The 15,030-nt window shown below is 40.0% G+C and carries 13 protein-coding genes and 1 tRNA gene; 9 read left to right on the top strand and 5 right to left on the bottom strand.

All coding sequences use genetic code 11. The features are described from left to right. Positions 1 to 197: 197 nt before the first annotated feature. A complete protein-coding gene (gene rbr, locus DRZ93_RS01445) occupies positions 198 to 773 on the bottom strand; it encodes a rubrerythrin (RefSeq protein ID WP_113745604.1) in 576 nt (191 codons plus the stop codon). A gap of 455 nt (positions 774 to 1,228) precedes the next feature. On the opposite strand from rbr, the gene DRZ93_RS01440 reads away from it, so the two are divergent. Continuing rightward, positions 1,229 to 1,305: transfer RNA gene (locus DRZ93_RS01440), tRNA-Pro, on the top strand. Positions 1,306 to 1,468: 163 nt separating this feature from the next. Here DRZ93_RS01440 and DRZ93_RS01435 read toward each other — a convergent pair. Next, positions 1,469 to 3,538 carry an IS1634 family transposase gene (locus DRZ93_RS01435; protein ID WP_113745603.1) on the bottom strand — a complete coding sequence of 690 codons (2,070 nt, stop codon included), beginning with the start codon at positions 3,536 to 3,538 and terminating at the stop codon, positions 1,469 to 1,471. Positions 3,539 to 3,926: 388 nt separating this feature from the next. Here DRZ93_RS01435 and DRZ93_RS01430 point away from each other — a divergent pair, with 388 nt between their 5' ends. The 8 genes from DRZ93_RS01430 to DRZ93_RS01395 all read left to right on the top strand — a co-directional run bounded on the left by DRZ93_RS01430 (position 3,927) and on the right by DRZ93_RS01395 (position 11,156). After that, the gene (locus DRZ93_RS01430; RefSeq protein WP_113744373.1) at positions 3,927 to 4,832 is read left to right on the top strand and encodes a DMT family transporter; all 906 of its coding nucleotides are present in this window, start codon (positions 3,927 to 3,929) and stop codon (positions 4,830 to 4,832) included. Between the two features lie 329 nt (positions 4,833 to 5,161). Further along, entirely contained in the window at positions 5,162 to 5,836 is a 675-nt protein-coding gene (locus DRZ93_RS01425) for a hypothetical protein (RefSeq protein WP_113744372.1), read from the top strand. Between the two features lies 1 nt (position 5,837). Continuing rightward, positions 5,838 to 6,044 (top strand): SlyX family protein, encoded by a 207-nt coding sequence (locus tag DRZ93_RS01420; RefSeq protein WP_113745602.1) that lies wholly within the window; start codon positions 5,838 to 5,840, stop codon positions 6,042 to 6,044. 80 nt (positions 6,045 to 6,124) lie between these two features. Next, on the top strand, positions 6,125 to 6,721 hold the full coding sequence (locus DRZ93_RS01415) for a septation protein IspZ (protein ID WP_113745601.1): 597 nt from the start codon (positions 6,125 to 6,127) through the stop codon (positions 6,719 to 6,721). A gap of 12 nt (positions 6,722 to 6,733) precedes the next feature. Then, complete coding sequence (gene galU, locus DRZ93_RS01410; protein ID WP_113745600.1) at positions 6,734 to 7,642, top strand: UTP--glucose-1-phosphate uridylyltransferase GalU; 909 nt, start codon at positions 6,734 to 6,736, stop codon at positions 7,640 to 7,642. A gap of 57 nt (positions 7,643 to 7,699) precedes the next feature. Further along, positions 7,700 to 7,966: a DUF997 family protein gene (locus tag DRZ93_RS01405; protein ID WP_113744368.1), complete on the top strand. Its 267-nt coding sequence runs from the start codon at positions 7,700 to 7,702 to the stop codon at positions 7,964 to 7,966. Then, positions 7,959 to 9,446: a sodium/pantothenate symporter gene (panF, locus tag DRZ93_RS01400; RefSeq protein WP_113745599.1), complete on the top strand. Its 1,488-nt coding sequence runs from the start codon at positions 7,959 to 7,961 to the stop codon at positions 9,444 to 9,446. The genes DRZ93_RS01405 and panF overlap by 8 nt, the downstream gene beginning before the upstream one ends. Positions 9,447 to 9,716: 270 nt before the next feature. Continuing rightward, positions 9,717 to 11,156 carry an MFS transporter gene (locus DRZ93_RS01395; RefSeq protein ID WP_113745598.1) on the top strand — a complete coding sequence of 480 codons (1,440 nt, stop codon included), beginning with the start codon at positions 9,717 to 9,719 and terminating at the stop codon, positions 11,154 to 11,156. Between the two features lie 152 nt (positions 11,157 to 11,308). On the opposite strand, the gene aroA is transcribed toward DRZ93_RS01395, so the two are convergent. From aroA to DRZ93_RS01380, 3 genes are all read right to left on the bottom strand, one after another. Then, a complete protein-coding gene (aroA, locus tag DRZ93_RS01390; RefSeq protein ID WP_113745597.1) occupies positions 11,309 to 12,577 on the bottom strand; it encodes a 3-phosphoshikimate 1-carboxyvinyltransferase in 1,269 nt (422 codons plus the stop codon). Continuing rightward, positions 12,574 to 13,674: a histidinol-phosphate transaminase gene (hisC, locus tag DRZ93_RS01385; RefSeq protein ID WP_172457987.1), complete on the bottom strand. Its 1,101-nt coding sequence runs from the start codon at positions 13,672 to 13,674 to the stop codon at positions 12,574 to 12,576. Before hisC ends, aroA begins: the two co-directional genes overlap by 4 nt. Before the next feature lie 125 nt (positions 13,675 to 13,799). Then, positions 13,800 to 14,933, bottom strand: a complete 1,134-nt coding sequence (locus DRZ93_RS01380; protein WP_113744363.1) for a 4-phosphoerythronate dehydrogenase — start codon at positions 14,931 to 14,933, stop codon at positions 13,800 to 13,802. Between the last annotated feature and the right edge of the window lie 97 nt (positions 14,934 to 15,030).

Here is a 15,030-nt window from a genome sequence, read left to right as displayed (position 1 = left end):
TTTTAGTCATTTTATTATAAGAATCTTCATGTTTTATAAATAAAGTACTATTTATCAGTATCTTAGATGGCATCAGTGTCTTTAAAAATCATTTAGCGCAAAGAAAAAACCCTCAAAGCAGAACTCTGAGGGTAAAATCAAACAAACATAAGGAGTATGTGCATTATATCACAAAATTTATGTTTGTGTGATTTTTTTTAATAATTTGCCTGAAGAACTTCAAAATGAGCCTGAGGATGGTTACAGGCTGGGCAGGCCATAGGTGCCTGAGTGCCCTCACAGATAAAGCCACAGTTACGGCAGCGCCAGATTACAATCTCGCCGCGCTTGAACATTGTGCCTTCAGTTACATGCTTCCACAGATCGCGATACTGCTTCTCATGCTGCTTTTCAGCAACTGCAATATTCTCCATAACAGCTGCAATCTGAGGAAAACCCTCTTCACGGGCAATGGCAGCAAATTTTGGATACATATCGCTCCACTCTTCATTCTCACCTGCAGCTGCTGCCTCTAGGTTGGCTGCTGTGTCACCAATGACACCTGTTGGGAAGGTTGCAGTAATCTGAGCATCACCGCCTTCTAAAAACTTAAACAATCTTTTAGCATGCTCTTTTTCCTGATCTGCTGTCTCCATGAAAATATCAGCAATCAGAACATAACCTTCTTTTTTGGCAACAGAGGCAAAATAAGTATATTTGTTACGGGCCTGTGACTCACCGGCAAAGGCTGTAAGAATATTCTTTTCTGTCTGTGTACCCTTTAAACTTGGCATAATTGCTCTCCTATATCTAATTTAAAATCTTTCATTTATGATAATACTTTATACATCTTTATTTTGATACTTTTTTAGAAATTTATAAAAATTTTTTACCCATATTAAATTATTGATTTTAAATAATTTAAAAGTTAGCAAGGGGTAATTAAATACAGCTCAATGCCCTAATCCTTAAGCTTTTGAAAAAGCTCTTTAAATATAGATTTCTGACATGAATTTTATAGCAATAAGACATGGTTCATCTATTAAGATGATGCAGCTTAAAAAACACAATGCTATGTATAGTCTTCACTATAGCAGCAAAGATATATAAAGATCTTAGTCCCCTTTTCCCTTCTATCCCATAATTGAAGGCCGACTTAGTCTCTATTCATCAAAGATCTGAACTTTTTTAAATTAAAGTTAAAAAAATTGTTGACATCCATTTTCCCTTTACCTATAATACTGCCCATCGGTGATTAGCGCAGTCTGGTAGCGCAACTGGTTTGGGACCAGTGGGTCGTGGGTTCAAATCCTACATCACCGACCACTAAGTCTCTTTAACGAGACTTTTTTCATATCTGAGCCATGTAAAAATCTTCCTTTTAAACGTCCCTGCACCCCTAAGATCGCACACTAAACATACCGAGAATCAATCTTAATTTCATGATCAGAAGCCGGCCGCCGGACGCGACCAGATCTTCTTTTTTTAACTATCGTTTAAAGCTAAAACCCTCTTCTTTGGCATATGCTGCACGTGTCAGCGTATCTAATGGCTCAATTCCAAATGAGCGTATTAACTCAGACTGCCTTTTTAATATTCCTCCAGAGAATATTATAGATCCATTTTCTTTATCAATAGTGGCCTCTATAGCCTCCAGAGAGCGCAGTGTGCCTCTAAATGAGTTATGACATAGCTTTACAGGAGGCAGATTGTTTTTAATCTGCTCTTTATTAAAGGCTTTATTAGCCTCGAGCATTTGTCTTTGAACCTCTGATGCAAGAGATAGTATGAATACTTTGGCATTTACTGTCTTATCGGTGGAGGCATTGAGTGTAGAGCCTCCAAGCTCACCTTTAATGATACTATAGCCCACCTCTACATTATTTCTCTGAGCATATATTTCATTTGCCTCAATAACATTATCCACACAGTCAGAAACCAGAACTCTGGTGGCTATTTGTCTGCATAGCCTTGATATGGCATAGTATCTTGGGTAATAGCGTTGTTGAGGCTGCTCCTTTTTGTCAAAAGAGGAGTCAGTGTCTGCAACCTTATCACTATATTGAAATAAATCAACGAGCTTGTCTTTTAAAAGATTGGTATGAGCGGCAGTAAGCTCAGATGGCTCCTTACTTGCAATAACCTCCTGCCAGTTGCTGGCTATATCATAGGCATCATTGAGCTCTTTGATTAAAACCCGATATTTATTCATGCTCTCTTCATATATCTCGCTGGAGAAAATAAAGTGTACATACAGATTTTTCTCTTTTTGCCTTACAGGCTTGTAAGACTCATTATTTTCTCTTGCCATTTTACTTAGAATCTTCTGTGTATAAGACCATGGGAGCTGTATAGTCTTTCCTGCAAGCAGTTTAGGCGCAGTGTCTGTAATATCTGCGCTACTGCTAAAAACCAGACCCCTGTCTCTTAGCAGATCGCGTGATATGACATCTACCTGCTCTTTGATAAGTTTGCTCTTGGCTATATTACAGTTGCACACAAAGGATATATTATGCTCAAGCATGGCCGAGATATTGTTGATAGACCAGAATCCCCTGTCACAGACTAAAGATATATTGTCGCCGGCGCCTCTGTCCACAAGTTGCCTGCATACTGACTCCACAGTCAGCACATCTGTAATATTGCCTGCATATGTAACAGTGGAAAACAGCTCATGTGTGCTCTGGTCAACCAGTGTTATAAAATTAATAACCTTGTTGTCTGTACCGCTTTTAGATTTGCCGTACTGTGCCTTAGTCAGGCAGTTGCAGGCATTATCTACGTTAGTACCATCAAGAGCAAGAAACTGCATGTGCTTATTGCTATTTTTCTTTTTATGATACTGAGTTTTAAATTTGGCAAACTCGTTTATAACGCCGTTTTCATCTATGTATTTATACAGTCTCTGTATATGATCTTTATAAGAGTTTATATCTAAATCAAGAGCGTGCTCTCTGACAAAAGCCTCAATCTCATAAGATATAGATTTAATACCCTTGGACAGACAGGTCATTATCATGTATACCAGCAGGATGTATTTGTCATCAGGCATAATCTTTTTAAGGATATTAAATGATGGCATCTTATCCATAAAGGATTTGAGCAGATAATAATCGCCAAACTTACGAGCAGTGCCGCAGGTCTTGGGGGTGGCAGAGCCAGAATTTCTAGCAACAGAGGCCTTGGTGCGTATGCCGGGTTTAGATGGATTTGCTTTAATATCATCCAAAATATCCTGAGAGTCGGCTAGTTTTTGTTTTATTTCCTTGATTTCAGCTTCTGAGCGTCTTTCGTACTCAAACTTTCCCTGCCCCACACGTATAACCTTCCATGGAATAAACTCAGGATTTTCAGAGAGAAAGTTAATATTAAAAACACACTCACCAATACCATCTTTGCTTTTGATAGATCCAATCTGAGTTGGTGCCACACGGGTTGAGTAGCCTTTTTCTGCATTCCATACAGACTTACCCTGCAGCAGAGCATATGCATAGGTTCTCTTGCTGGCAACAACATTCTTAAAAACTGGGTGATCTTGATTATTATCTTTGCGGGCCATGATGTCCTCCTATTGGATAAATCGTACCATAAAACAAGAAAAAAGTCAAGGCATTTAGAAAAATAATTTAAAAAAAATTTGATTGATAACAAGGAATTTTTGGTAGGATAAAGAAAAATAAAAAAACTAGGTATTTTTACCCTGCGATCTCAGGGTATCTGAGCCATGTAAAAATCTTCCTTTTAAACGTCCCTGCACAATGTAGCTTAATCTACAGACACAGTTTTGTTTTGACACTTTTGTTTAAGGCCCTGTCCACCTCACCGCCTTGACGTGTCTTTTTCCTTATAAAAGTGCACATTAGATTTTTCATGCCAAAATTAATGCATATTTTTTTCTTTGCTGTACAATCCCTGCCATACATTTGTTTAATTTAATAAGGCATTTTATGAACAAAACCACCTATGGCCATTTAATTGCTGTCTTTACCATCGTGGTATGGGGTATAACCTTTACCTCAACTAAAGTCATACTAGATGATCTGCTGCCCGTGGAAATTCTTTTTTCAAGATTTTTATTAGGCGCCATAGCCATGTTTGTCATCTATCCAAAGCTTATGGGCTTTGCTGGTTTTAAAAGAGAGCTGACCTTTGCCATAGCAGGTCTGTTTGGCGTTTCTTTATATTTTCTTTTAGAAAATATTGCTCTGACCTTTACTCTGACTTCAAATGTAGGCGTGATTATTGCTGTCTCACCATTTTTTACAGCTCTTATAAATGCCATCTTTATCCGTGATGAAAAGCTGCAGCTGCACTTTTTTATAGGCTTTTTAATTGCCATTGCCGGCATTTATATGATGTCAGTCAACTCTGAGGATATCTCCTTTAATCCAAAGGGTGATTTTTTAGCACTTCTTGCCGCTATTTCCTGGTCTGTCTATTCTATTTTTATTAAAAAAGCCAGCTCCTATGGCTACAACAATCTTTTAGTGACAAGAAAGGTCTTCTGCTATGGTCTTGTCTTTATTGTACCTGCTCTGTATATGATGGATGCCTCCTTTGATACAGAGCGCTACTTCAAAGGCACAGTTATTTTCAATCTGCTCTTTTTAGGCCTTATTGCCTCGGCTTTATGCTTTTTTAGCTGGAATGTGGCTGTAAAGACCTTAGGTGTGGTCAAAACCTCTGCCTATATCTACGGCATACCTGTAGTTACAGTTATTACCGCTATTTTAATTTTAGATGAGAAAATAACCCTGCTCTCTTTTGTAGGTATTGTCCTGACCCTTGCAGGTCTTATTATTTCTGAGTCCTATGAGGGCATAAAACTTTATCTTAAGCAAAAACTCTCATAATCTCTTAGGTCCATCTGCAAAAGCTCTCTCCTAAGATGGCAAAATTTTCAATAATGGCTGCTTAAACACAAGCAGCCACTTAAGATAAAACACTCAATTAAGATCTTTTTGTGTCAAAAATCTTTTTTCTCTCCTGCACATAAACACTAAATTGCTTTGACTAAAGCACTTCAATAATGTATTCATTTGTATAAAATACAAAAAACTGCATGAAAAATAACATGAAAATGTTAGATTTGTGCTTAACAACATGTTTCTTTTCTCATTATCTGGTAGTAGATCGCAGCTACAATTGCTATAATTATCATATTGTTGATTCAGGATATTATATGTCAAAGGGCACATTTGTAATTGCTTTACTGCTTTTTATGTCATCAGCTGTCTGTGCAGCTGAGTCTGTGCAGTGCTCTGTCAACTATAAACCTGAGGTAGGACAGAAACACTTTGCAGCTGTAGGTACGGCTTTAATTGATGGTGAGAAAATCTGCATCAACGATACTCTTATTATCCCCTATACACAAAAGTCGCAGGCCGTGACTCTGCAGCAGGGTGAGTATGAGGCCATCTATCGTGATGAAAAAAGCGTCAGATTTAAAACTATAACAGACTCTGGTCAGAAAATTGATTCCTGTCTTATCTGTGATCCTCTTGTTGATGTCATCTTTGAGGCTGACAATCCTTCTGTAATGTGTGTAAACACTGTCCTTGGCATCAAATCCTGTGCCGCGGAAAAATCCATTGTCTATACTTTTGGCAAAAGTACTAAAGTAACCTCTGATATATGTGTAAAAAGCCTTATCTATCTTGGGGTAAATGACAGTACTCTGCGTTTTAAGTATCAAAGCTGCAAGGCTGATGATAAAAATGCCAATGCCGAGCTCTCCTATGATTTAAGGTATGGCACCACTATAAGAATGCTTGACGAGCTTTTTGAAATAATCAAGGCTGACAATACTGGTCTTCACTATATAAGACTTGGCAGTGTAGGCGACAAACAAAAATAATATGACTTCTATAGAAAAAGATTTAATTGCCATGCAGGAGCGTATAGCCTGGCTGGAGGCTGCCAACGATAATCTTGTAAATCGTGTGGGCATGCTCTATGACCATATAGATACGCTCGAGCGCAAAATTCAGATTCTCTCCTCTAAATCATCAGGAGAGAGTGCCGTCAGACCTTTGTCTGAGGAAACCCCACCACCGCACTACTAAGGATCAGTCGCATTTTGCTTTTTAGTGTTTTGTTGTTATACTTACATAAATTCAAAAACTGATTGTAGAAAAACAATAAAATGAAAACCTTTGCCAAATTACTGGAGCTAGCACCTGCCGTCGCTTTTTTTGTTTCATACAAACTGACATCTGATTTAATTATGGCTACAGCTGTTATTGTAGCCTCCTGCCTGGCAGCTGCCCTGTTGCAGTATATTCTGACCCGTGAAATTTCAAGAATGCAGATTTTTGTAACAGCAGCTGTCATTCTCTTTGGTCTGCCTACAGTTTTACTAAATGACCCTGAAATTATCAAATGGAAGGTAACCTGCGTCAATGGCATTTTAGCCCTGGCCATTGGCATCTGTCAGTATGGCTTTAAGAAAAACCCTTTTGCCTATCTGTTTGGCCGTGAGGTACCACTGCCTGATTTTATCTGGCACAAATTGGGTCTGTGGTGGATGATTTTCTTTGTGTTTGCAGGTATGCTCAATGTAGTCATTGCCTTCTATCTGCCGACATTATTTGGTATAGATATAAAAAGCGCCGAAGCTTTATGGGTAGACTATAAAACCTTTGGCAATGCCATTTTAAATTTCATATTTGCAATAGGCTCCATAGGCTATCTTATGAAAAAGCACCCAGAGGCTATGGCCAGTCTTAAAAAAGAACAGTAAGCGAGGTACACTATGCCTGATATGAACTATGGAAATATAAAATACGCCATTATTCCGGTGGCAGGTCTTGGTACACGTCTGCTGCCTGCTACCAAGGCTATTCCTAAAGAGATGATGCCCATTGTGGACAAACCTCTGATTCAATATGTGGTAACTGAGGCTGTAGAGGCTGGCATTAAAAACATTGTTCTTGTTACCCACTCATCAAAAAACGCCATCGAAAATCATTTTGATACCTCCTTTGAGCTTGAGGCCACACTTGAAAAGCGTGTTAAAAGACAGCTTTTAGAGGAAGTGCAGAATATAATTCCAAAAGATGTCACCATAATGCACGTGCGTCAGGGAGAGGCCAAGGGTCTTGCCCATGCCATTATGTGTGCCTACCCAATTATAGGCAAAAACCCTTTTGCCATCTTGCTGCCAGATGTCATTATCGATGACATGCAGTCCAATCCTAAAAAGCATAATCTTGCCGCCATGATAAAAAACTTTGAAGAGAGCGGCGCCTCACAGATTATGGTGCAGACTGTGCCACATCATGAGGTAATCTCCTATGGTATTGTTGATGTAGGCGGTGTGGAGCTAAATCCTGGCGATGACTGTCCTATACGTAACATTGTTGAAAAGCCAAGCATTGAAGAGGCTCCCTCGAATTTGGCTGTGGTGGGCCGCTATGTGCTGCCAGCTGAGATCTGGCCTTTATTCAAGAAAACCCCATTAGGTGCCGGCGGGGAATTCCAGCTGACTGACACCATTGATCTGCTTATGTCATTTGATGATGTACATGCCTACAACATAATCGGAAGATCTCATGACTGCGGCAATAAAGAAGGCTATATCAAGACCTTTATTGAATACGCCATGCGCCATCCTGCCTATGGACAGGCTATAACCGATCACGTCAAAACACTGATTTCCTAATTTATTTTTTAATTAACTTCAGGAGAAAGATCCAAGAAATTGGATCTTTATTTTCATATGAAAAAAACACACTTATCCTATGCTCAGAAATTTGAGCAGGTCGATAAAGAGGCTATTTATACATTATGCGCTGCCGTTTTTGTAACAGCAGTGTTCTGGCTGTGTATCTTCATCTTCAAAGATGATACACAAAGCTTTATGTTTAATATGCCACTGTGGTTTGTACTTTCATGTATAGGGGGATATCTGCTCTCTGTTGTAACAGTAATAGTACTTGTAAAATTCTTCTTTAAAAACTTTGCACTGGACACTGACGATGAATAATATACAGACCCTAATCCCCGTATTTATATTTCTTGCCGTAATGATAATTATTGGTTTTTACGCAAGTAAAAAACAGAAAGCCTCAGGTGGCGTACAAAAAGAATACTTTTTAGGCTCACAGAATTTAGGCGGTCTGGTGCTGGCCATGACCTTTGTGGCAACCTACGGCTCTGTAAGCTCCTTTGTCTCAGGTCCTGGTGTGGCCTGGAATCTAGGCTACGGCTGGGTGGTTTTTGCCGCACCACAGATTATTACAGGCTTTTTACTTTTAGGCTTTGTCGGCAAAAAGATGGCCATGCTCTCTTTTAAAACAGGAGCCTTTACTGTAACCGATCTGCTCTACAGACGCTTTGACTCAAAGCTTTTAACAGTTATTCTCTCAATTGTGCTGCTGGTATTCTTTACTGCCATGATTGTAGGTCAGTTTATAGGCGGTGCTCAGATTTTCTCAGCTATTACCGGCCTTGATTATAAATTAGGTCTGCTGCTGTTTGCCTCGGTTACTGTGCTTTATACCTCTGGTGGTTTCAAGGCTGTGGTTATAACTGATGCCATCTGCGCCATACTTATGTTAATTGGTATGTTTACCCTGGCCTATACCATTTTAGACGCCGGCGGCGGCATAGATAATATCAATGCCACGCTAGCTGCCACCAATGTCAAAGATGGTGTCTCTACAAACTTTAGTGTCAATGCAGGAGGTGCTCTGCCTTTCACCCTTTTATTCTCAGCCTGGCTGCTTGTAGGTTTCTGCACCATTGGTCTGCCACAGTCATTGGTGCGCTGCATGAGCTATAAAAAGACACAGGAGCTGCACAAGGCTATGATTGTAGCCACCATTATCTGCGGTGCCCTCATGATTGGTGTAACTTTGCTTGGTGTACTCTCACGCGGTGTAATTTTAGATATGCCTGAAAAAGGCACTGACAGTATTATCCCTACACTTATTGTCACCAGGATGGATCCAATTTTAGCAGGCGTTACCATTATAGGACCGCTGGCTGCCACCATGTCTACAGTAAGCTCACTGTTAATTGCCGCCTCATCTGCTGTAATGCGCGATCTTAACTATCAGCTCTTTCCTGACAGATATGAAGCCATAGCACAAAAAAAGCATCTGTCTATAATCTTCACCTTATTTTTAGGTGTGATATCAATTGTACTTGCCACCTTCCCACTTGATATTATCGTCTGGATTAATATGTTTGCCTTTGGCGGTCTTGAGACTACCTTCCTCTGGCCAATTGCCCTAGGTCTGTTCTTTCCATTTATCAATAAGACTGGTGTGCTCTCTGGTATTATTATAGGTCTTAGTGTCTATACACTCTGTACTGTGTTTAAAGTCAATCTAATGGGTGCCCATGCCATTGTCGTAGGTACAGCTGTATCCTTTATAGCCACAGTGGCTGGCTCCTTCTTTGGACAGAAAATTGATAATAAGACCATGGAGATTTTCTTCCCACACAAGGTTAAAGCCTAAGGTTTAAACTTATGGGACAGACTCTAAGCGTCATTTACTATTAAATTTTCATTTTTTAAATGTAAAGTGCAGTTAAATTATCCAACTTTAAAAAATTTACTGCACTTTTTAGACAGTATTTATCATCTACCCTCACAAAAAGACTCTTTCTTTTTATAAACCTCTGTAAACAAAAGACTTTTTTGATTTGCAACAATAGTGCTATCTTGTATAAATAATTTAAAATTCCTATACTTTTAAAGACTGCACATAAAAAAGGAGATAAAGGTTTTGAGCTGGAAAGTAGTACTTAGTATTCTTACCTGTAATGTTGTGCTGATGTCAGCAAGCTATACTATGCTTATACCCTTTTTGCCTGTATATCTGCAAAACGAGCTTAAAACCCCGGATGAAAGTTTAAATCTCTGGAGCGGCGCTATTTTTGCCATTACCTTTGCCGTCTCTGCCGTTATGTCTCCGCTGTGGGGCCGTCTTGCTGACAAAAAAGGCCGCAAGCTTATGGTGTTAAGATCTGGTTTTTTAATTGGTCTTACCTATGCCCTAGGCGCCATTGTCACCACTCCTCTGCAACTTTTTTTAGTACGCGTACTACAGGGCTTTGCTGCAGGCATGTGGCCAGCCTCATTAGCCCTTATGTCTGCCTATACCCCATCTTCAAAGATTGGCATGTCCATGGGTGTTATGCAGTCGGCCAATATCTGTGGCGGTATTGTAGGCCCTCTTTTTGGCGGACTTTTAGCGCAGTACTTTGGCATGCGCTCAACCTTTGTCATTGCCTCATCCACTATCTTTTTTATAACTTTAATAACCCTGCTCTTTATCAAAGAGCCACCTCGTGAGAGTGAGAGTAAAAGCAGCTCTACAGAAAAATCAGGCTCCATGGCTATGCTTAAAAACAAAGGCATACGCCTGATTCTAATCTCCTGTGGCCTGACACAGATGGTCATTTTGCTGTTACAGCCAATTATGACTTTATATATAGGAACTTTAAGCCATAATTCTGAGAACATTCTTTTATTCTCAGGTCTGGTCTTTTCCCTCTCTGGTATTGCAGGAGCCATTGCCGCTCCTATCTGGGGCAGGCGCGGTCAGGCCATTGGCTTTTATAAAACCATTGTCATATCCTTTATCTGCGCCGGTGTCATTATAGGACTGCAATCGCTGCCGCAGACGCTGCTGCCTTTTGCCATATTGCAGTTTGCAGCCGGCCTTGGCTTTTCAGGAATCTTCCCGTCAGCCAATGCCATGCTTGTCAATCATACCCCGGGCAATATGCGCGGTACGGCCTTTGGTCTTTTATTTGCAGCACAGCAGGTAGGCGGTGCCGTAGGTCCATTAATAGGCGGTGTCATTGCCACCTTTATGGAGCTTAACTATATCTTTTTAATCTCAGGTCTTATTCTTGCAACCATTGGTTTTAACTTTATGCTAAGCGCCCCTGTCACATTGCGCTACAACAAGGTTGAGGATATTGATCCATCCATACTTGCTAAAAACAAAGATCAGCATGATGAGTATCGCAAGAACGATCCTAATGCCTATGTGGAAAAGGTCAAAGAGCAGATCCTAGAGGAGATAAACCGCGAGCTTGAGACTAAGGATAAGATATCATCTGATAAGGTCATAACAGAGTCTTCTGCCGCTCTAGAGCAGTCTCTAAAAGCTGATGCGCAGGATGCTCAAAAGATACAAAATGATAGCAAAAGCTAAAATTTATAAAGCTTTTATAGTGCACTTTTTGAATTTTTAAGGATCTGCTGTGCTTTTAATAAAGGCTTATAAAAGATCCTCTAGAGTTAAGAGCCATTATAATGTTAGATATGTAAAAAAGCCGCTGTTTTACAACAGACGGCTTTTAAATTTTAAGCTCTTATAGATTCTAAAAGCTCAAAGTAGTTAGGAAAGGTTTTTGCTGTACACTTTGGATCATTGATAATAATATCCCTGTCAAATGCAACAAGAGACATGCTCATGGCCATACGATGATCATCATAGGTATCAAAGACCACAGGCAGTGAATTTTTAACCGAGCCGTCAATATAGATATAATCCCTGCCAGATGTAACCTTGACGCCAAGCTTTGACATCTCTGTCACCATGGCAGATATTCTGTCAGTCTCTTTTACTCTCCAGCTGGCTATATTGGTAATACGCACAGGACCATTGGTAAAAAGAGCCATAGGCACCAGAGTCATAGCAGCATCTGGCATATCATTCATATCAATATCAATGCCGCTAAGTGTGCCCTTTACTACCTTTACAGACTCATCAGAGAGTGTAACTTTAGCTCCCATCTGAGATAGCACATCTAAAAACTTTATATCTCCCTGACATGAGTTTTTACCAAGACCTTTGATCTCCACCTCTCCATTTATGGCAGCTGCGGCCATAAAGTAAGTTGCAGAGGTGGCGTCACCCTCAACTAAATAGCTGCCAGGGCTCTTATAATAAGCAGAGCCTAAAGTAAAATGATTGTAGCCCTGACGCTCAACTTTAATACCAAAGCTGTGCAGCAGTGCTATTGTCAGATCAACATATGGCTTTGAGATAAGATCGCCTACAACCTTAATCTCAAGGCCCTGACATAATGGAGCTACCATTAACAAAGCCGAGATAAACTGGCTTGAGGTTGAACCTGAGATAGCTACACTGTGAGAGTGAACCTCAGAGCCTTTAATCTTAAGTGGTGGATAGCCATCATTGTTAAGATATTCAATATCAAGACCTAATGACTTTAAAGCCTCGGTCAGAGGTCCTATAGGACGCTCCATCATGCGCACCTGTCCTGTAAGGACAAAGCTGCCCTTTGATAAAGACAAAGCTGCGCACAAAGGGCGCATGGCAGTACCTGCATTGCCAAGATCAAGTGTAATCTCACCAGAACAATCAAAGGCATGACCCAAACCCTGTACACTTATGCACTGACCTTTATCTTCATATTTAACGCCAAGAGCTTTTAGAGCATCAAGCATTCTGTCTGTATCATCTGATCGCAGCACATTTTTAAGTACAGTAGTCCCAGAGCACAGAGCCGATAAAAGCAAAGCTCGGTTAGACAAGCTTTTTGAGCCTGGCATGGTAACTGTGCCACAAACCTTATCAATTTTATTTATTTTAAGCTGCTCTGTCATATCTGCAAAATCTCATCTAAAGCTTTAAAGAATTTTGAATTTTCCTTATGGGTGCCAATTGAGACACGTAAAATGGTTGGCAGACCGTAGCCTGAGAGAGGTCTTACAATAACTCCCATGCGCAAAAGCTCTTCAAAAATAGGCATGGCATCGCGCTTAAAATCAATACTTACAAAGTTGGCCTGTGATGGGATCATGTAAAGACCACGCTTGCTGCAGTATTTTTCATAGCGTCTGCGCTCTTTGTTGTTCTGCTTTACCACATAGGCCAAATGCTCTGTATCATCAAGGGCGGCAATAGCTGCAACCTGAGCTAAGGAGTTGACATTAAAAGGTGCTCTGACACGATTGACAAGTGAGGCAATTTCCCTGTTTGAGAGCATATAGCCAATTCTTAAACCTGCAAGGCCATAGGCTTTTGAAAAGGTGCGGCAGATAATAAGATTTTCATGCTCGGCCATAAACAGAGCACTGTCAACATAGCTGTCATCTACCTGAAATTCATTGTAGGCCTCATCAATGACAATAAGCACATCCTTAGGTACAGCTTCAATAAAGGCCTTGAGAGTATCTGAATCTATGGCAGTTCCAGTTGGGTTGGCAGGATTAGCTAAAACCACCATACGTGTGTTTTTATCAATGGCAGATAACATTTTTTCAGTATCTACCACATAGTCCTTAAGCTCTGTGCTCTTGACGCTGGCATTGGCAATGGTAGCCTCCATGTCATAGACAATAAATGAATACTTTGGGATAACCACATTGCACTTATCAGAGATAAAGGTCTGAAACAGAAGATTGATAAGCTCATTTGAGCCATCACCTAAGGTGATGCACTCATCTTTGTAGCCAAACTTTTCACTAAGCTTGTTTTTTAGATAGTAACCATGTGAATCTGGATAATAGTGAACTTTTTTAAGCTCTCTGGTGCAGGCCTTGATAGCCTTTTTACTCATGCCATAAGGATTTTCATTGGAGGCAAGCTTGACTACACTTTTAAGCCCAAGCTCCCTTTGTACCTCCTCAATTGGCTTGCCTGCCTGATAGGGTTTGATTTTACTAATACCACCATTGGCGTAACTATCATATTTATTCATAATCATTGCCTTTAAATTTCACTATATCTAATGCATTGTAATGCCTTTTGTACAAAACAATAGGCTTTTAACAAATATGATCAAATTTAGTGCACTTTAAAGGCACAAATGATCTATAAGCACAATTAATGCTCACTGACTTTAAAACCAAGACCCTCAAGTAGTTCCTTATGCGCCAAAGCTCCCTCACCTGCTATGGTCACAAAGCCAAGCTCATGCCTCTCTCTGTAGTTTTTACGCATAAGATCAAAACTCTTTTTACCATTAAAGCTGTGTTTAAATAAAAAGCTGTCATAGCTTACATCATATATGGCAAAGACAAGACGTGAGATTAAATTAAGATCAAAAATGGCATCCTTATCAATAACCATCTTTACTATCTCACCTTTATTAGGCTCAAAGACTCCATTACATTCCATGCCAAGAAACTTTAAAAAGCTTTGCTGCAGCATAAAGGTGGCACGTCTTTTTGACTCATAGGAGTAACCTGCAATATGCGCGCTGGCACCATCAAGATATGGCAAAAGCTCTTTTACATCAATCTCTGGCTCACCTTCAAAAACATCAAGCCAGACATGTACATCACGCCCCTCTTTAAAGCACTGCAGCAATGCCCTGTTATCCACAACACCGCCGCGTGAGGCATTGATTAAAAAGGCCCCGTCCTTTAGCTTTGATAAAGCCGCAGCATCAATTAAATGCGCTGTTTTATAAGGCCCGTCCTTAATCAAAGGCACATGTAAAGTTACAATATCACAAGATAAAATCTCATCTAATGAGGCGCTGTACTCACTCTGTCCATTATCTGCCCTTGGAGTATCACAAAGACACAGGTTAAGACCAAGAGCCCTGGCCTTTTTTATAACCTGCGATCCTGTATTGCCGCAGCCTACAATGCCAATGCGCATGGATGATAGATCAAGACAGTATCTTCTTGCAAAGGTTAAAAGCACACTTAAAATATAATCGCCGACACTCTCTTTGTTAGATCCTGGAGCACTTACAAATGCAATATTGCGCTTTTTAAGCTCATCAGTATCCACATGATCAAAACCTGCTGTGGCTGTACCTATAAATTTAAGCTGTGAGGCCTTTTCTAAAAGAGCGGCATCAACTTTTGTTACAGAGCGTATAAAAAGCGCATCAATGTCTTTAAGATCATCTGCATTTATCATGCGCCCCTCTTTGCTCTTTACACTGCCAAATGGTGAAAAAAGTCTGTGACCGTCTATCATGGCACTGTCAATTAATATATTCATAAAAAAATCCTGCTAAAAACAAAGTCTTTTTATAACCTTATGAAGGTGAAATAAAATAGCGCCTGCACTGTTAAGCCATTTTACTCTTTATCCATTA

This window comes from Anaerobiospirillum thomasii (assembly GCF_900445255.1).
GTDB lineage: Bacteria > Pseudomonadota > Gammaproteobacteria > Enterobacterales > Succinivibrionaceae > Anaerobiospirillum_A > Anaerobiospirillum_A thomasii.
The sequence above is the reverse complement of the archived record's forward strand: the minus strand, read 5'-3'. Positions and strand labels throughout refer to the sequence as shown.